Raw genomic sequence first — 17,571 nt, forward strand, 5'->3', positions numbered from 1 at the left:
TTTGCAGCAGAGGAGCAGCACCATGACCGTCATGCCGAATTCCACCGAAGGCCGCGACATCGCCTATCAGATGCATCCCAACGTCAATCTGCGCAAATACGAGAAATCCGGCGGACTGGTGATCGAGCGCGGCGAGGGCATCTATGTCTTCGACAGCAGCGGCAAGCGCTATATCGAGGGTCTTGCCGGTCTCTGGTCGGTGGCACTCGGCTTCGGCGAAAAACGTCTGGCCGAAGTCGCCAAGGCGCAAATGGAGAAGCTGCCCTATTATCACACCTTCGCCTACAAGACGCATGGACCCTCGGTCGACCTCGCCGAAATGCTGATCCAGCTGGCGCCGGTGCCGATGTCCAAGGTGCATTTCACCTCGTCGGGCTCCGAGGCCAACGATCTCGTCGCCAAGATGGTCTGGTACCGGTCGAATGCGCTGGGGCAGAAGGACAAGAAGAAGATCATCGGCCGGATCAAGGGCTATCACGGCGTCACCATCGCCTCGGCCTCGATCACCGGCCTGCCGCGCAACCACGAAAGCTTCGACCTGCCGCTGGACCGGATGCTGCACACGTCCTGCCCGTCCTTCGTCCATTTCGGCGAAGACGGCGAAAGCGAAGCCGATTTCACCGCCCGCATGCTGAAGGATCTGGAGGACCTGATCCTGCGCGAGGGCCCCGAAACTGTCGCCGCCTTCTGGGGCGAACCGGTAATGGGCGCCGGCGGCGTTCTGGTGCCGCCAGCCGGCTATTGGGCGGGCGTGCAGGCCATCCTGAAGCAATACGACATCCTCCTGGTGGTCGACGAGGTCATCTGCGGCTTTGGCCGCACCGGCACCCTGTTTGCCTGCGAACGCTTCGGCATCGCCCCGGATGCGCTGGTGCTCTCCAAGCAGATCTCGTCGTCCTACATGCCGTTGTCGGCGATCCTGCTGAACGACAAGTTCTACCAGCCGATCGCAGACGAGTCGGACCGGATCGGGTCGTTCGGGCATGGCTACACGGCATCCGGCCACCCGGTCGCCACCGCCGTCGGCCTGGAAAACGTCAAGATCATCCTGGAGCGCGACCTGGTCGGCAATGTGCAGCGGCTGGAAGGACAGTTTCTCGACGGGCTTGCCAAGCTGGCCGGGCATCCGCTGGTCGCCTCGTCGCGCGGCGTCGGCTTGCTGGGGGCGCTGGAGATCAAGCCCTGGGCGGGAACGGCCAGCGGGGATGCGGCGACCGCCGTGCAGGCGGCCGTCCAGGATGCGGGCGTCATCACCCGCAATATCGGCGAATCGATCTGCTTCTGCCCGCCGCTGATCATCACGGGCGAGCAGATCGACGACATGTTCGCCGGCGTCGGCAAGGGTCTCGACGCGGCGGCCGCTGCTCGCGGCTGATAGGTCAGGCAGGGCAACAAACCGGCGGATTGCCGGCGTCAGGGTCGAAAGAGAGCCGCATTCCGTGCCATAGATGCGGCTCTTTCCACGAAAGCGATTCCATGCCGCAGTTGCAAGACCGTATCGATCCTGTTTTTGACCGCAAAGGGGTGAAGAACCCGCTTGCGGTGTTGAACGAGGTCTATGGCTATCCGGCCTTTCGCGGCAAACAGGCAGCAGTGGTCGAGCAGGTGGTGGCGGGCGGCGACGCCGTCGTGCTGTTTCCGACCGGTGCCGGCAAGTCGCTCTGCTTCCAGATCCCCGCTCTTTGCCGCGATGGCGTCGGCATCGTCGTCTCGCCGCTGATCGCCCTGATGCGCGATCAGGTCGAGGCGCTGAAACAGCTCGGCGTGCGGGCGGCCGCGCTGAACTCGACGCTGACCCGCGAGGAGTTTCTCGACATTCGCCGGGCGATCGCGGACGGCGAGCTCGATCTTCTCTACGTGACGCCCGAGCGCATCGTCACCCCTGGCTTCCGCGACACGATCGGCAATGCCAGGATCGCGCTGTTTGCCATCGACGAGGCGCATTGCGTCTCTCAGTGGGGCCATGATTTCCGCCCGGAATACCGCGAACTGGGGCGGCTTGCCGAAGACTATCCGGGCGTGCCGCGGCTGGCGCTGACCGCGACCGCAGATCCGCATACCCGCGACGACATCATCGAGCGGCTGGGGCTTGGCGGGGCCGAGGTGTTCACCACCTCCTTCGACCGGCCGAATATCGCCTACGAGATCGTCGAGCGCGACCAGCCGCGCCAGCAGCTGTTGCGCTTCCTGTCCGGCCACAAGGGCGAAAGCGGTATCGTCTACTGCCTGTCGCGCGCCAAGGTCGAGGACACAGCCGAATGGCTGGACAAGCAGGGCATTCGCGCGCTGCCATACCATGCCGGCATGGACCGCCAGAAGCGTGATGCCCACCAGGGTGCCTTCCTGAAGGAAGAGGACCTCTGCCTGGTCGCGACCGTCGCCTTCGGCATGGGTATCGACAAGCCGAATGTGCGCTATGTCGCCCATCTCGACCTGCCGGGCTCGGTCGAGGCCTATTACCAGGAGACGGGCAGGGCGGGGCGTGACGGGCTGCCCTCCGATGTCTGGATGGCCTATGGCATGGCCGATGTGATCCAGCGCGGCCGGATGATCGACGACGGCAAGTCAACAGACGAGATCAAGCGGGTGGAGCGGGCCAAGCTGAATGCGCTGCTGGCGATCTGCGAGACGCCGGGTTGTCGGCGCCAGGCGATCCTGGCCCATTTCGGCGAATCCCATGCCGGCAATTGCGGCAATTGCGACACCTGCCTGAAGCCGGTCGACACCTGGGACGGAACCGAGGCCGCGATCAAGGCCCTGGCCGCCATCTACCGCACCGGCGAACGTTTCGGCGCCGGCCATCTGATCGACGTGCTGCTCGGCAACGAGACGGAGCGCACGCGGCGCTTCGGCCATGCCGACATGCCGGTCTTCGGCGCCGGCAAGGATCTGCCGGCCAAGACCTGGCAATCGGTCTACCGCCAGCTTCTGGCGGCCGGCCTCGTGACCGTCGATCACGCCGCTTATGGTGCGTTGAAACTGGATGCCGAGGCCGCCCGCGCGGTCTTCCGGCATGAGCGCGAAGTGAAGTTTCGTATCGACCGCCCGACCAAGGGCAAGGCGGCGCGGGCGGCCTCGCCCCGCGCGTCGATGGCCAAGGCGTCGCTGGACGAGGCCGATGCCGAACTGTTCGAGGCCTTGCGCATGGCGCGGCTGGAAATCGCCAGGGAATTGTCGGTGCCGCCCTATGTGGTGTTCAACGACGCCACGCTGGTTGCCTTTGCCACCGAGCGCCCGATGGACGAGGAAGAACTGCTCGGCATATCCGGCGTCGGGCAGTCCAAACTCGAGCGCTACGGCGACGCTTTCCTCAAGGTCATTCGCGATAACAGCCGGTAGCGCCGGACGAATCAGATCAGCCGCAGCCCCTTCAGGCTGGCATGGCCGTCCTTGCCGATGATGATGTGGTCGTGGACGGTGATGCCGAGCGGCTTGGCGGTGTCGATGATCATCTTCGTCATCTCGATATCGGCGCGCGACGGGGTCGGATCGCCGCTCGGATGGTTGTGCACGAGGATGATCGCCGTCGATGACAGCTCCAGCGCCCGCTTGACCACCTCGCGGGTATAGACCGGCGTATGGTCGACGGTGCCACGGCCCTGCACCTCGTCGGCGATCAGGCCGTTGCGCTTGTCGAGAAAGAGGATGCGGAACTGTTCGCGCTCTTCATAGGCCATCGCCGCATGACAGTAGTCGATCACCGAGGACCAGGAGGACAGTACCTGCTTGCCCTGCAGCTCGCTTTTCAGCATGCGGTGGGCGACGGCGCCGATCAGCTTCAGGTCACCGGCGACCGTCTCGCCGATGCCGCTGATCTCGGTCAAAAGCGATGCCTTGGCACCGATCACGCCGCCAAGCGTGCCGAAGCGGGCGATCAGCGCCTTGGCGATCGGCTTGGTGTCGCGGCGCGGAATGAGCCGGAAGAGCAGCAGTTCCAGGAGCTCGTAATCGGCCAGCGCCGTATCGCCATTGTCGCGGAAGCGCTGGCGCAGGCGGTCGCGGTGGCCGTGGTAGTGTTCGGTGCCGCCGGCGTTTTCGGTCGCCGACTGGACCTTGCGCGCCTTGTGCGGTTGATCGGCGAAAAAGCCGCGCTCGTCGGCGGCCTCCGTCACGTCCTCCGTTTGCGATGGCTCCAGATCGGGATCGGTGTCGCCGAATTCGGGAAAGTCGCGGGGAGGTCTCGCCATGTCTTATCCTTGCAGCGGTGGCAGGCCCGGTCTGTCGAGGCCACCGGGCGATAGGGTGAAGATCTCGCAGCCATCGGCCGTGACACCGACCGTGTGCTCGTATTGGGCGGTGAGGGAGCGGTCCCGGGTGACGGCGGTCCAGCCATCCGACAGGACTTTGACATGCGGCTTGCCGAGATTGATCATCGGCTCGATGGTGAAGATCATCCCTTCGCGCATTTCCGGGCCCTCGTCGGCGCGTCCGTAGTGCAGGATGTTCGGCGAATCATGGAACAGCTGCCCCACGCCATGGCCGCAGAAGTCGCGCACCACCGAGCAGCGCTCCGCCTCTGCAAAGGTCTGGATGGCTTCGCCGATGGCGCCGGTGCGCGCGCCCGGCCTGACGGCCGCGATGCCACGCGTCAGGCATTCATAGGTGACTTCCATCAGCCGTTCGGCGGCCCGCTTTACCGTGCCGACCGGATACATCCGGCTCGAATCGCCGTGCCAGCCATTGAGGATGAAGGTGACGTCGATATTGACGATATCGCCTTCGCGCAGCGGCTTGTCGTCGGGCATGCCGTGGCAGACGACATGGTTGATCGAGGTGCAGACGGAATATTTGTAGCCGCGATAATTGAGCGTTGCCGGCAATGCGCCATTGTCCGCGCCGAATTCGAAGACGAAACGGTCGATCGCGTTGGTCGTCACGCCCGGCTTGACGATGTCGGCCAGCGCATCGAGGCAGCGTGCCGTCAGCTGGCAGGCCTGGCGCATGCCCTCGAAGGCCTCGGGCCCGTAAAGTCGGATCGCACCGGTATTCTTCGGGGGCGCCGTGGCCGCGTCGATATAGTTGACCATTGCAATGCCTTCGTGTGGATGGACGTCACATCGTACTTAAAGCAGCAAGAGCCGGTTCGTCCATGCCGATCCGTCTGAGAGGCGTGATTTCTGCGGCATTGACCCGGCAATCGACGGCATAGGCTTCGACGCCGCGGGCCGCAGCGGAACGATAGGCGGCGACATAGGCGGGATCGAGATCGCCCGACAGGCGAAACCTTTCGCAGTCGCCACGCTGGATCAGGTAAAGCATCACCGCCCGGTGCCCGGCATCGACCATCTCGCCCAGTTCCGCCAGATGCTTGGCGCCTCTGGCCGTCACCGTATCCGGGAATTCGGCAAGGCCCGGCGCGCGGGTGAAATGGACGTTCTTCACCTCCACATAGGCATCCGGCCGACCGGGCGACGACAGCAGGAAATCCACCCGCGAATTCCGGCCGTATCGCTGCTCGCGGCGGATCGTCTCGTAGCGTGCGAGATCCTCGACGAGGCCCGCCCGGATCGCCTCTTCGGCAAGCCGGTTGGCAAGTGCGGCATGGACGCCGACCACCGTGCCCTGCGCTTCCACCAGTTCGAGCGCATAGCGATGCTTGCGGGTCGATCCGGCATGGTCCGACATCCAGATCCGCGATCCCGGATCGGTCAGCCCCAGCATCGAGCCTGTGTTCGGACAGAAGCCGGTAATCCCGGTTCCGTCATCGAGCACGGCATCGAACAGGAAGCGCTTGTAGCGGCGGACAAGCCGCGCCGGAGTGAGGGCAGGCGAAAAGATCATGGATGCGCCTTTGCCGATCCGGGCGCCGGCTTGCAGGGCCTGATCACCACCCGTCCCGCCAAGGTCTCACACCCGCTCCAGCACATAGGCGCCGGGCGCATCGCCGATGGCGTTCAGCTTGCCGCCGCCCGGCTTGCGCGCGGGCACGCGCTCGGCGTCCTGCGCCTCGATCCAGGTTTGCCAGTTGGGCCACCAGGAGCCGGCCGTTTCCTTGGCGTCCTTCAGCCAGTCCTCGAATTCGCCGACCGGCGCGCCATTGGTCCAGAACTGGTACTTCTTCTTGTCGGGCGGATTGACCACGCCGGCGATATGGCCCGACCCGGACAGCACATAGCGGACATCACCGCCGAAGGCCTTCGAGCCGAGGAACACCGATTGGGCCGGCGCGATATGGTCTTCCTTGGTCGCCAGATTGTAGATCGGGATCGTCACGTCCTTCAGCGACAGCGTCTTGCCGCCAAGCTCCATCTTGCCTTGGCTCAGCGTGTTGTTGAGATAGCAGTTGCGCAGATAGAAGGAGTGGTTGGCAGCCGCCATGCGGGTCGAATCGGAATTCCAGTAGAGCAGGTCGAAGGGCATCGGCTCGCTGCCCTTCAGGTAGTTGTTGACGAAATAGGGCCAGATCAGCTCGGAGGCGCGCAGCATGTTGAAGGCCTGCGCCATTTTCGAGCCGTCGAGATAGCCGGCGGTCTTCATCCGCTTGTCGAGGTCTTCCAGCTGTTCCTCGTCGACGAAGACCTTCAGGTCGCCGGCATGGGTGAAGTCGACCTGCGTGGTAAACAGGGTGGCGCTGGCGATGCGCTGGCGCTTTTCCCTGGCATGCAAGGCCAGGGCGGCCGCCAGCAGCGTGCCGCCGACGCAGTAGCCGATCGCATTGACCTCGGTCTCGCCCGTCACTTTCTCGACCGTATCCAGGCCGAAATCGATGCCGTCGCGGATATAGGCCTCCCAGCCCATGTCGGCATGCCGCTCATCCGGATTGACCCAGGAGATGACGAAGACGGTGTGCCCCTGTTCGACGCACCACTTGATGAAGCTTTTCTGCGGGTTGAGGTCGAGGATGTAGAACTTGTTGATCCAGGGCGGGCAGATCAGCAGCGGACGCTTCAGCACGGTGTCGGTCGCCGGCTCGTACTGGATGATCTCGCAAAGATCGTTTTGCGCGATAACCTTGCCCGGTGTCATCGCCATGTTGCGGCCGACCTCGAATTTCGAGCTGTCGGTCTGGCGGATCTTCAGGTTGCCCTGGCCGGCGGCCAGATCCTCGGCCAGCATCTTCATGCCCTTGACCAGATTGGCGCCGTCGGTGGAGACCAGTTCGCGAAACAGCTGCGGATTGGTCGCGACAAAATTGGCCGGCGACAGGGCCGCCGTCATCTGCCGCACGTAGAAGGCCGCCTTGTGTCGGGTATGCGGGTCGAGATCCTCGGCTTCCGCCACCAGGCGCTCGGCCCAGGCGCTGACGATCAGATAGGTCTGGCGCAGGAAATCGAAGAACGGGTTCTTCTGCCAGTCCTCGTCGGCAAATCGCTTGTCATGGTTCGGGGCAGGCATCGGGGCTGCTGCCTGCTGGCCGCCCCATTTCTGCATGCTCTGCATCCACCCGCCATAGAGCTCCTGCAACAGCATGGATTGGGCCGCAAGGGTGCGCTGCGGATTGGCCATCCAGTATTCGGCGACCTTGCCGAGCGACTTGACCAGCTGGCTCATCGGATCGGCGAGCGGATCGTCGATCTCGCCCCGTTCGCGCGGCGCGATCCACGCGGAGGCGGCTTTTCCGAGATTCTCCAGCGCCCGGGCAAAATTCATTGTCAGCGCCTGCGGATCCCTGACGACATAGGGATCCAGCCTCTCCTGCTCCTTGCCGGGCCCGGCGCCTTGCGCGCCTGTCGTTCCCTTGGTGCTCCTCGCATCCGTCACTGACATCCTCCCGCACGGCGTCTTGTTATCGTTTTATATTTGCACATCATTGCGCAAAAGAGCTAGATGTTTCACCGAATAACAGGGTCAAGGCTCAGGCTTCCAGCCGTGCCGGAGACCCGCCGGCGCCGAAAGTCATCGTTCATGCAGTCTGACCAGTTCCGCAACTCTCTCAGCGCCTGTCTTTCCGGGCGCCGGCTGACGGTTCTGGCAGCCATGGCGCTGCTCGCCGGTTGCTCCGCCCGCGATGTGATGGTGCAGCCGATTTCAGCCGATACGGCCGATTCGTCGATCGTCACCATCGAGGAAGCCCATGACCCGATGTCTTCGGGGCAGCTGCGCACCGCTGACGGCTATCCGAGTTTCTCCACGCCGCTGACGGCTGCCAACAGCCAGATGAGCAACGAGGAGGCCGCCGCCCTGTCGGCCCGGATGAATGCGCTGTCGCATGCCCGCCGCGCCGGGAGCGTGTCGGAGGCCGAGTATCGTCGCCAGATGCTGGCGCTGCAGCAGCTGGCCGCGAATCACGGCCGCGATACCGAGGCGGCGATCGGCAAATAGGAATTGCCTGTCTCCTCGAACGGCCGCAATTCACCCATCAGATGAGGCCTTTCGCACGGCCGGATGCTACGCTAGAAGATGCGGCAATTCCGCTCTTGGGAGCAGGCACGGAAGATGCGATACTTCGGTTTTGACGTTCGTGGCCGAGGATCGCTTGAACCAAGCACGAACGCGCCGCACGCGGCCGGTAGCCGCGCCGTTCCACGGGGAAAGAAATGGAAGAATTTCACAAAGTCAGACGTCTGCCGCCTTACGTTTTCGAACAGGTCAACCGTTTGAAGGCAACGGCGCGAGCGGGTGGCGCTGACATCATCGACCTCGGCATGGGCAACCCCGACCTGCCGACGCCCAAGGCGATCGTCGACAAGCTGTGCGAAGTGGTCCAGGACCCGCGCACCCATCGCTATTCGTCGTCCAAGGGCATTCCCGGGCTTCGTCGTGCGCAGGCCGCCTATTATGCGCGCCGCTTCAACGTCAAGCTCAACCCGGACACCCAGGTCGTCGCCACGCTGGGCTCGAAGGAGGGCTTCGCCAACATGGCGCAGGCGATCACCGCGCCGGGCGACGTCATCCTCTGCCCGAACCCGACCTATCCGATCCATGCTTTCGGCTTCCTGATGGCAGGTGGCGTGATCCGGTCGATGACGGTCGAGCCAGACGAGACCTTTTTCGGCCCGCTCGAGCGCGCCGTGCGCCACTCGATCCCGAAGCCGCTGGCGCTCATTCTCAATTACCCGTCGAACCCGACGGCGCATGTGGCGAGCCTCGACTTCTACAAGGACGTCATCGCCTTTGCCAAGAAGCACGACCTGATCGTGCTGTCGGACCTCGCCTATTCGGAAATCTACTTCAACGACGATCCGCCGCCCTCGGTGCTGGAAGTGCCGGGCGCGATCGATGTGGCGGTCGAATTCACCTCGATGTCGAAGACCTTCTCCATGCCCGGCTGGCGCATGGGCTTTGCCGTCGGCAACGAGCGGCTGATTTCGGCACTGACGCGGGTGAAGTCCTATCTCGACTACGGCGCCTTCACGCCGATCCAGGTGGCGGCCACCCATGCGCTCAACGGTGACGGTGCTGACATTGCCGAAGTGCGTGGCGTCTACAAGCGTCGCCGTGACGTCATGGTCGAGAGCTTCGGCAAGGCCGGCTTCGAGGTTCCGCCGCCGGCGGCCACGATGTTTGCCTGGGCCAAGATCCCGGAAAAATTCCGCGCGCTCGGCTCGCTGGAATTCTCCAAGCTGCTGGTCGAGAAGGCGGACGTGGCCGTGGCGCCCGGCGTCGGCTTCGGTGAACTCGGCGACGACTATGTCCGCATCGCGCTCGTCGAGAACGAGCATCGCATCCGTCAGGCGGCGCGCAATCTGAAGCGTTTCCTGTCGACGGCGGACGACACCCTGCACAACGTGATTTCGCTCAACGCCCATCGTTGATTTCAGGCGCTGATTGCGAAAGGCGGCTCCGGCCGGAGCCGCCCCAAGTTCCAAGAACCATCAGGAAGACTACATGGCAGATGCCCTTAAGATCGGCGTTGCGGGACTGGGGACCGTCGGCGCCTCGCTCGTTCGCATCCTGCAGCAACGCGGCAATGCGCTGGCTGTTGCCTGCGGCCGCGCAATCGAGATCAAGGCCGTTTCGGCCAGGGACCGCACCCGCGGCCGCGGCGTTGACGTGAGCGGCATCGAATGGTTCGACGATCCCGTCACGCTGGCAGCAGAAGCCGATATCGACGTGTTCATCGAACTGATCGGCGGCGCGAGCGGACCGGCGGACCTGTCGGTCCGGCAGGCACTGTCGCGCGGCATTCACGTGGTTACCGCCAACAAGGCGCTGCTGGCGCGCTGCGGCGTCGAACTTGCCTTGCTGGCGGAAGAAAAAGGCGTGCTGCTGAACTATGAAGCAGCGGTCGCGGGGGGCATCCCGGTCATCAAGACCATGCGCGAGAGCCTCACCGGCAACAGCTTCAGCCGCGTCTACGGCATCATGAACGGCACCTGCAATTATATCCTGACGCGGATGGAGAAGGAGAACCTGACCTTCGACGCCTGCCTGAAGGAAGCGCAGCGCCTCGGCTATGCCGAGGCCGATCCGACCTTCGACATCGAAGGCAACGACACCGCCCACAAGCTGGCGATCCTGACGACGCTTGCCTTCGGCAACCAGATTTCCGCCGACGACATCTATCTCGAGGGCATTTCCAACATCACCATCGAGGATATCCAGGCGGCGGCCGATCTCGGCTACCGGATCAAGCTGCTCGGCGTTGCGCAGAAGACCGAAACCGGCGTGGAGCAGCGGGTCCATCCGACCATGGTGCCGCAGGATTCGGTGATCGCGCAGGTCGACGGCGTCACCAATGCGGTGGCCATCGAATCGGATATCCTGGGCGAACTGCTGATGGTCGGGCCCGGTGCCGGCGGCAATGCCACGGCGTCCGCCGTGCTCGGCGACGTTACCGATATCGCCAAGAGCCGGCCCGGCGAGCAGAAGGTTCCGGCCTTCGGCCGTCCGGCGCATCTGCTGGAACCCTATCGCCAGGCCGAGATCAAGAGCCATGAAGGCGGTTATTTCATCCGCCTGACGGTCGAGGATCGCACCGGCGTCTTCGCCTCGATCGCGACGAAGATGGCGGACAACCGCATTTCGCTGGAATCGATCGTGCAGCGGCCGAAAAACGGCGGCGAGACGCATGCCTCGCAGACCATCGTGCTGGTCACCCATGCCACCACGGAAGCCGATGTCCGCACGGCGGTCGCGGCGATCCAGCAGGAGGGATACCTGGTGCGCGAACCGCAGGTGATCCGCATCGAACGCCCCAAGGAAAACTGAGAACGACTCACGCCTCGACCGGCATCCGGCGCCCGGTGGGTGCCGGCTGCCGCGGTATTGCGGAGCGTCTCCGTCAGCGAGACGGAACCTATACTGGCGAAATTGCGCGAAACCTTGGATGACCGCGCAGCCGGTCGCGAATTTCGTCGTCAATACCGCAGAGATGGAGTAACCTCCCGCGATCATCTAAGGTATTGGGAGGTGCCTTCAATGATTGAACACATGGGGCGGCGGTCGTCCGTGCCGCTGAGGCGTGCGGCCGATACGCGCATGAGCATCGGATATCTCGGACATCGCGGCTATCTCTTCGACGGCAGCAGGATCGCGCCGGGCCGCAACTGGACTGTCATCATCGTCTTCGGCACCGTTCTGGCCGCCCCGTTCGTCGTGGCGGCCTCGCTGTTCCTGTAACCGGCTGAACCGGCCGGTCATCGGCGCCGCGATCTGTTGCAGGTGGCGACGACGTCACGATCGATGGCGCGGGCCGTCATGCCCGGGCTTTCCTTCGCATGCCGGCTCTGTCAAAGAAGAGGGGCATACGGAGACGAGCAGGCATGGAGCAGGAAGTCGATCCGGTCCCGCGCGCCTTTCTGGGCGTAGAGCGGTCGGTGACGGGCAAGCGGTGGATTTCGCGGATCGATCAGGCGGGGCAGAACCGGGCGCTGGCAATGAGCCAGCTGCATGGTCTGCCGGAACTGGTGGCGCGGGTGCTGGCCGGGCGCGGCGTCGCTGTCGACGAGGCCGTCGCATTTCTCGATCCGACCCTGCGTGGCCTCATGCCCGACCCCTCGACGCTGACCGATTGCGATGCCGCGGCCGACCGGCTGGCGAAGGCGGTCGCCAAAGGGGAGCGCGTGGCGATCTTCGGCGACTACGATGTCGACGGCGCCGCATCCTCGGCGCTGATGTACCGCTTTCTCACCCATTTCGGCCTTGAGGCGGAAATCTACATTCCCGACCGTATCTTCGAAGGCTACGGCCCGAATCCGGCGGCGATCGAGCAATTGATCGAACGCGGCGCGCAGCTGATCGTGACCGTCGATTGTGGTTCGACCAGCCACGAGGCCTTGCAGACCGCCGCCGATCGCGGTGTGCCGGTGCTTGTCATCGATCATCACCAGATGGGCCATGAACTGCCGCCCTGCCTGGCGCTGGTCAATCCGAACCGGGAGGACGATCTGTCGGGGCAGGGGCATCTTTGCGCGGCAGGCGTCGTCTATCTCGTTCTGGTCGCCACCGTGCGGAAATTGCGCGAGCAGGGCGACATGCGGGTCGGCAGCCTCGATCTGCTATCGCTGCTCGATCTGGTGGCGCTGGCGACCGTCTGCGACGTGGTGCCGCTGAAGGGCCTCAACCGCGCCTATGTGGTCAAGGGGCTGATTGCCGCCCGCCACCAGCAGAATGCCGGCCTTGCCGCGCTGCTGAAGGTGGCCGGCATCGGCGGGCCCGTGACACCTTACCACTTCGGTTTTCTCGTCGGACCGCGAATCAATGCCGGCGGGCGGATCGGCGACGCGGCGCTCGGCAGCCGCCTGCTGACCGTCGATGATGGCGCCAAGGCCGACGAGATCGCCGCACGTCTCGACGAACTGAACCGAGAGCGGCAGGCGATGGAGACGGTCATGCTGGCCGAGGCCGAGGCCGAGGCACTGGCGGAATACGGGACCGGCGATGGCGCCGCCGTGATCGTCACGGCGCGGGAGGGCTGGCATCCGGGCATCGTCGGCCTGCTGGCCGCCCGGTTGAAGGAGAAATTCCAGCGGCCGGCCTTTGCCATTGCCTTCGATCCGAACGGCAAGGGGGCTGGCTCCGGCCGCTCGATTGCCGGCTTCGATCTCGGCCGCATGGTCCGCGCGGCCGTCGACGAGGGGCTGCTGGTCAAGGGCGGCGGCCATGCCATGGCGGCGGGCCTCACCGTCGACCGCAAGAAACTCGGCGTGCTCAGGGCGTTTTTCGACGAGCAGGCGGCGCGTCAGGTCATGGATCTCGTCTCCACCAGCACGCTGAAGATCGACGGGGCGCTGGGCGCCTCCGGGGCCGGGCTCGAGCTGATCGACATGCTGGAAACCGCCGGCCCCTATGGTGCCGGCCATTCGCAGCCGGTCTTCGCCCTGCCGGCGCACCGGTTGAAGGATGCGCGGCCGGTCGGCACCACCCATGTCAAGATCACGCTGGAAGGGCAGGACGGCAAGCGGCTCGACGGCATTGCCTTTCGCGCGGCCGAAACGCCCCTCGGCCACCTGCTTTTGAATGCACGCGGCGAGCAGCTGCATGTCGCGGGGTCGTTGAGTGCCGATGTCTGGCAGGGATCGCGTCGGGTGCAGTTGCGCGTGACGGACGCCGCCAAGGCGTTCTGACGTCTGCAGAGTGGGCGAGGGCCGGCGATATGCGCGAGTAAAACGCGTCAGCGCCATTATCCGGGCATCGGGCTTCAAATTGTCATGAGGATCGACAGTGGCACGCCCTAGGGGAGTCGAACCCCTCTTTCCAGAATGAAAATCTGGCGTCCTAACCGATAGACGAAGGGCGCGTGCTGTGGGCGCCCTTATAGTCAGGCATCGGAAGTCCGGCAAGCGGAAAATGACGTTGTTTCGAAAAGATTTTGCGGCCGCGCAAAGCCGGCGCCGGAGCGTCCGCTGGTACTCATGGGCCGGTCCGGCCGGCGCCTTTTTCCGTGGCGAAACAGGATGGCGCCGGCAGCCTTGATGCGACACTCTTGCGGCAGGTCGCAGACGGGCCTTCGCGGCCTTGGTGGTTGAGACTTTGCCCGGTCGATGTACACAATGTAGGGGATTCAACGCCGCTGCGGCATGTCACTATATGAAAAGTGGCTGGCATGGTGTGGGCGATTCATGCATTGATAGTGCGATTCCAAGGGTTCAATCACAGGTCGCATTAATATTTGGGGGGAGTGGGGATGATGGAAGCGCCTGGAAAGACGCACGCGACCCGCAGTGTCATCGAGTTGCGAAAGAAGATTCTCTCGGGCGAACTGGTCGGGGGGACCCGCCTGCTGGAGGTGCCGCTCGCCGAAGAGCTGGAGATTTCGCGCACCCCCTTGCGGGACGCCTTGTCGCGGCTGGCGGAAGAGGGATTGCTGGAGCGCGGCCGCAGCGGCGGCTTCATCGTCCGCCGGTTCACGCTCGCCGATGTCATCGACGCGATCGAGCTGCGTGGCGTGCTGGAGGGAACGGCGGCACGGCTGGCGGCCGAGCGCGGCATAGAGGGCCCGAGGCTGAACCGGATGCTGGAGATCGTGGCCGCGGTCGACGACTGCTTCGGCAGCGGCCATGCCGACATCGATTTCGAGCGCTATGCCGAAATGAATGCGGCCTTTCACGATGAGCTGGCCAGGCTTCCGCAAAGCGACGTGATCGCCAGGGAGATCGAACGCGCCGCCCGGCTGCCTTTCGCCTCGCCATCCGCCTTCGTGCCCGAGCGGGCCGATGACATGGCCTTCACCCGCTCGCTGCATGTCGCCCATGCCGAACACAAGGCGATCGTCCAGGCGATAGCCGGGCGCGAAGGTGCAAGGGCCGAGGCTCTGGCGCGCGAGCATGCCCGGGCGACCCGGGTCAATCTCGAAAGCGTGCTGATGGCCGGCGACCGAAAAATCCTGGAGCGCGTCCCGAGCCTAGCGCTGGTGTTCAGGGACTGACCCTCCAGCATTTGCATCGCGATGACGGATTTACCGTCCCGGTTGCGAAAAAATCCCTTGCGCCTACCGGTCTCTTGATCAAGAATGTATACATTAACTGACGGATTTTGGGAGGAGTCATCATGTCAGCTACCAGCCTAGAAGGTCTTATCCAGGAATCCGGCAATGTCGTGGAGATGTTGCGGAATTCGAAAACCGGCATGTATGTATACCCGGTGGTGGCGCCGGAGTTCACCAATTGGCGCGACGAGCAGCGCGCCTGGCGCGACAGCGCGGTCCTGTTCGACCAGTCCCACCACATGGACGAGTTGATCGTCGAAGGGCCGCAGGCCGAAGCGTTTCTAAGCTATCACGGTATCAACGCGTTTTCGAATTTCTCGCTCAACCGCGCCAAGCATTTCGTGCCCGTGACGCCGGCCGGCCACGTGATCGGCGACCACATCATCTTCCGCGAGCGTGAGGACAAGTTCATTCTCGTCGGCCGGGCGCCGAACTCCAACTGGCTGCAGTTCTGCGCCGCCTATGGCAAGTGGAATGTACGCATCCGCCACGATCCCCGTTCGCCGTCGCGGCCCGACGGAGAGCGCGTCCAGCGGACCCATTACCGCTTCCAGATCCAGGGACCGGAAGCGCCGAAGATCTTCGAGAAGATGAACGGCGGACCGATCCCCGACATCAAGTTCTTCCACGTCGAGCCGATCAATGTCGGGTCGAAAAAGGTGCAGGCACTGCGCCATGGCATGTCGGGCGCGCCGGGGCTGGAAATCTGGGGCCCCTATGCCGACAAGTCCTATATCCATGCCTGCATCATGCAGGCGGCGAAGGATGCCGGCGTCGATCTGGTCCAATGCGGCGCGCGCGCCTATTCGACCAATACGCTCGAATCGGGCTGGATCCCGTCGCCGCTGCCCGGCATCTATACCGGTGACGGCATGTTGGCCGACTATCGTCAGTGGTTGGGTGCCGACAGCTACGAGGCCAGCGGTGCCATCGGCGGCTCCTTCGTCTCCGACAATATCGAGGACTATTACGTCACCCCCTTCGAGCTCGGCTACGACTTCTATATCGGCTGGAAGAAGGACGATTTCGTCGGCAAGCAGGCGCTCCAGGAGATGAAGGGCAAGGCGAGCCGCAAGAAGGTGACCTTCGAGTGGAATCGCGACGACGTGCTGAAGGTGATCGCCTCGGCCTTCGAGGACGGCACGCCCTACAAGTGGATCGACTTCCCGCAGCCGAACTATGCCTCGACCAGCGCCGACATGATCATGCGCGACGGCCAGATGGTCGGCATGTCGATGTTCAACGGCTATTCGTTCAACGAACGCTGCGTCCTGTCGCTCGGTGTCGTCAATCACGATGTCGAGGTCGGCGATGTGCTGACCCTCGTCTGGGGCGAGCCGGAGACGACGCAGAAGACCTCCACCGAGAAGCACCGCCAGGCCGAAATCAAGGTCCGGGTGGCGCCGACCCCCTATGCCAGCGAGGCCCGCGAAAACTACGCCGACAGCTGGCGCACCCGCAAGGCCGGCTGACGGCGGCGGTCATCGCCGGCTATTGCCGGATGCTGATGCGAGAGCGGGCCGCCCATTGGCGGCCCGCGCAATCCCGGTCGTGCTGACGATTGACGGGCGCGCATGGTCGTTGCCGTCAACTGCGCGACATCGAACGGCGCGGTTTGGCACGCGCGGCGTCGTATTCCTCTGGAAGATCGGGCTGTCGAACGGCCAGGGGTTCCCGGCATGCTCTGTAACGGGGTGAAAACCCGGGTGCCGGGTCGCGTTCGACGTTTTGGAAGGCAGGAGTGCGCGCTTCGGCGCCATGGGGCAAACAGGAGGCCGCCTTGCGGAATGTGTTCAGGACATTGATGGACAGCCAGCCGGCCGAGGCGCCGGTCGCGCCGCAAATGGCAGAGCTGATCCGGGGTTATTCGATCGAGGTGATGCCGCGCACTGCCGCGAAAGTGGAGGACTTTCGCCATTTGCTGCCGGCCGGCACCCGGGTCTATATCGCCCATATCGACGGAACGCCGATCGACGACATGGTGGCAACCGCGGTGCGCATCGCGGGCGAGGGCTTCCCGGTCATGCCGCATCTGCCGGCACGCAGCATCCGTGACGCCGGCGAACTCGAATTATGGCTGAAGCGCTACCGTGACGAAGCGGGCGTCGACCAGGCGCTGCTGCTCGGTGGCGGCAGCCGCAGCCCGGCCGGCATGCTGACAAGCTCGATCGAGATGATCGAGACAGGGCTCTTCGACCGCTATGGCTTTCAGCGGCTGCATGTCGCCGGCCATCCGGAAGGCAATCGCGACATCGACCTCGACGGAACGACAAGGCTCGTCGACGATGCGCTGACCTGGAAGCAGCGTTATAGCAAAAGCACCGATGCGGCGATGGCCATCACGACGCAGTTTGCCTTCGACGCCGAGACGATCATCGCCTGGGATCGGCGCTTGCGCGCGGCCGGCATCACCATGCCGGTGCATATCGGCGTCGCCGGCTCGGCCAAGCTGCAGACGCTGCTGAAATATGCGATCGCCTGCGGCGTCGGTCCCTCGCTGAAGGTGCTGCAGAAGCGGGCGATGGACATCACCAAGCTGATGTTGCCCTATGAACCGACGGATGTGCTGTCGGCGCTGGCCGATCATGTGGCGCAGGAAGACAGCCTGATCGAACAGGTGCATTTCTTCCCGCTCGGCGGGATAAGTGCTGCGGCCGAATGGGCCAATGCTCGGACCGGCGAAACCTTGCCGCAGAGCGCCTGACGCTCAAGCGGCGGGTTCAGTGAGGCGGGCGCACAAGGCGCCGGCCACCGGTTGCCTT

At 64.2% G+C, this 17,571-nt stretch carries 14 protein-coding genes and 1 tRNA gene; 10 read left to right on the forward strand and 5 right to left on the reverse strand.

Going from position 1 to position 17,571, the window contains the following annotated elements:
* The first annotated feature begins 22 nt into the window (after nt 1–22).
* Together J2Z17_RS06575 and recQ are read left to right on the forward strand one after the other, a co-directional pair.
* Nucleotides 23–1,375: an aspartate aminotransferase family protein gene (locus J2Z17_RS06575; RefSeq protein ID WP_209943353.1), complete on the forward strand. Its 1,353-nt coding sequence runs from the start codon at nt 23–25 to the stop codon at nt 1,373–1,375.
* Nucleotides 1,376–1,476: 101 nt separating this feature from the next.
* Nucleotides 1,477–3,339, forward strand: a complete 1,863-nt coding sequence (recQ, locus tag J2Z17_RS06580; RefSeq protein WP_209943355.1) for a DNA helicase RecQ — start codon at nt 1,477–1,479, stop codon at nt 3,337–3,339.
* 11 nt (nt 3,340–3,350) lie between these two features.
* Here the strand turns inward: recQ and radC are convergent, their stop codons facing one another.
* The 4 genes from radC to J2Z17_RS06600 all read right to left on the reverse strand — a co-directional run bounded on the left by radC (nt 3,351) and on the right by J2Z17_RS06600 (nt 7,707).
* Nucleotides 3,351–4,187, reverse strand: a complete 837-nt coding sequence (gene radC, locus J2Z17_RS06585; RefSeq protein WP_209943356.1) for a RadC family protein — start codon at nt 4,185–4,187, stop codon at nt 3,351–3,353.
* Between the two features lie 3 nt (nt 4,188–4,190).
* Nucleotides 4,191–5,027 carry a type I methionyl aminopeptidase gene (map, locus tag J2Z17_RS06590; RefSeq protein ID WP_209943357.1) on the reverse strand — a complete coding sequence of 279 codons (837 nt, stop codon included), beginning with the start codon at nt 5,025–5,027 and terminating at the stop codon, nt 4,191–4,193.
* 25 nt (nt 5,028–5,052) lie between these two features.
* Complete coding sequence (sfsA, locus tag J2Z17_RS06595; protein ID WP_209943358.1) at nt 5,053–5,781, reverse strand: DNA/RNA nuclease SfsA; 729 nt, start codon at nt 5,779–5,781, stop codon at nt 5,053–5,055.
* A gap of 66 nt (nt 5,782–5,847) precedes the next feature.
* On the reverse strand, nt 5,848–7,707 hold the full coding sequence (locus J2Z17_RS06600; protein WP_209943359.1) for a PHA/PHB synthase family protein: 1,860 nt from the start codon (nt 7,705–7,707) through the stop codon (nt 5,848–5,850).
* Between the two features lie 138 nt (nt 7,708–7,845).
* Between J2Z17_RS06600 and J2Z17_RS06605 the strand changes: the two genes are divergently transcribed.
* The 5 genes from J2Z17_RS06605 (at nt 7,846) to recJ (ending at nt 13,448) form a co-directional block, all read left to right on the forward strand.
* Entirely contained in the window at nt 7,846–8,262 is a 417-nt protein-coding gene (locus J2Z17_RS06605) for a hypothetical protein (RefSeq protein WP_209943360.1), read from the forward strand.
* Between the two features lie 215 nt (nt 8,263–8,477).
* Nucleotides 8,478–9,695 (forward strand): LL-diaminopimelate aminotransferase, encoded by a 1,218-nt coding sequence (locus J2Z17_RS06610; RefSeq protein WP_209943361.1) that lies wholly within the window; start codon nt 8,478–8,480, stop codon nt 9,693–9,695.
* Between the two features lie 73 nt (nt 9,696–9,768).
* Nucleotides 9,769–11,091 (forward strand): homoserine dehydrogenase, encoded by a 1,323-nt coding sequence (locus J2Z17_RS06615; protein ID WP_209943362.1) that lies wholly within the window; start codon nt 9,769–9,771, stop codon nt 11,089–11,091.
* Between the two features lie 210 nt (nt 11,092–11,301).
* Nucleotides 11,302–11,502, forward strand: a complete 201-nt coding sequence (locus J2Z17_RS06620; RefSeq protein ID WP_209943364.1) for a hypothetical protein — start codon at nt 11,302–11,304, stop codon at nt 11,500–11,502.
* Between the two features lie 143 nt (nt 11,503–11,645).
* Nucleotides 11,646–13,448, forward strand: coding sequence for a single-stranded-DNA-specific exonuclease RecJ (recJ, locus tag J2Z17_RS06625; RefSeq protein WP_209943366.1), 1,803 nt, complete (start codon nt 11,646–11,648; stop codon nt 13,446–13,448).
* 98 nt (nt 13,449–13,546) lie between these two features.
* Here recJ and J2Z17_RS06630 read toward each other — a convergent pair.
* Nucleotides 13,547–13,621 (reverse strand) — tRNA-Glu (locus J2Z17_RS06630).
* A gap of 387 nt (nt 13,622–14,008) precedes the next feature.
* Here J2Z17_RS06630 and J2Z17_RS06635 point away from each other — a divergent pair.
* From J2Z17_RS06635 to J2Z17_RS06645, 3 genes are all read left to right on the forward strand, one after another.
* Complete coding sequence (locus tag J2Z17_RS06635) at nt 14,009–14,749, forward strand: GntR family transcriptional regulator (protein ID WP_209943368.1); 741 nt, start codon at nt 14,009–14,011, stop codon at nt 14,747–14,749.
* A 122-nt stretch (nt 14,750–14,871) separates the two neighbouring features.
* The gene (ligM, locus tag J2Z17_RS06640) at nt 14,872–16,281 is read left to right on the forward strand and encodes a vanillate/3-O-methylgallate O-demethylase (protein WP_209943370.1); all 1,410 of its coding nucleotides are present in this window, start codon (nt 14,872–14,874) and stop codon (nt 16,279–16,281) included.
* Between the two features lie 317 nt (nt 16,282–16,598).
* A complete protein-coding gene (locus J2Z17_RS06645; protein WP_342454383.1) occupies nt 16,599–17,513 on the forward strand; it encodes a methylenetetrahydrofolate reductase in 915 nt (304 codons plus the stop codon).
* Nucleotides 17,514–17,571 lie beyond the last annotated feature (58 nt).

The sequence above is a fragment of the Heterorhizobium halophytocola genome (genome assembly GCF_017873095.1).
GTDB lineage: Bacteria > Pseudomonadota > Alphaproteobacteria > Rhizobiales > Rhizobiaceae > Allorhizobium > Allorhizobium halophytocola.

Bases quoted from the DNA above. Each gene is read 5' to 3' on its own strand.
- recJ (WP_209943366.1), top strand. From the start codon at position 11,646: ATGGAGCAGGAAGTCGATCCGGTCCCGCGCGCCTTTCTGGGCGTAGAG.
- ligM (WP_209943370.1), top strand. From the start codon at position 14,872: ATGTCAGCTACCAGCCTAGAAGGTCTTATCCAGGAATCCGGCAATGTC.
- map (WP_209943357.1), bottom strand. From the start codon at position 5,027: ATGGTCAACTATATCGACGCGGCCACGGCGCCCCCGAAGAATACCGGT.
- J2Z17_RS06620 (WP_209943364.1), top strand. From the start codon at position 11,302: ATGATTGAACACATGGGGCGGCGGTCGTCCGTGCCGCTGAGGCGTGCG.
- J2Z17_RS06610 (WP_209943361.1), top strand. From the start codon at position 8,478: ATGGAAGAATTTCACAAAGTCAGACGTCTGCCGCCTTACGTTTTCGAA.
- recQ (WP_209943355.1), top strand. From the start codon at position 1,477: ATGCCGCAGTTGCAAGACCGTATCGATCCTGTTTTTGACCGCAAAGGG.
- J2Z17_RS06615 (WP_209943362.1), top strand. From the start codon at position 9,769: ATGGCAGATGCCCTTAAGATCGGCGTTGCGGGACTGGGGACCGTCGGC.
- radC (WP_209943356.1), bottom strand. From the start codon at position 4,187: ATGGCGAGACCTCCCCGCGACTTTCCCGAATTCGGCGACACCGATCCC.
- sfsA (WP_209943358.1), bottom strand. From the start codon at position 5,781: ATGATCTTTTCGCCTGCCCTCACTCCGGCGCGGCTTGTCCGCCGCTAC.
- J2Z17_RS06605 (WP_209943360.1), top strand. From the start codon at position 7,846: ATGCAGTCTGACCAGTTCCGCAACTCTCTCAGCGCCTGTCTTTCCGGG.
- J2Z17_RS06575 (WP_209943353.1), top strand. From the start codon at position 23: ATGACCGTCATGCCGAATTCCACCGAAGGCCGCGACATCGCCTATCAG.
- J2Z17_RS06635 (WP_209943368.1), top strand. From the start codon at position 14,009: ATGATGGAAGCGCCTGGAAAGACGCACGCGACCCGCAGTGTCATCGAG.
- J2Z17_RS06600 (WP_209943359.1), bottom strand. From the start codon at position 7,707: ATGTCAGTGACGGATGCGAGGAGCACCAAGGGAACGACAGGCGCGCAA.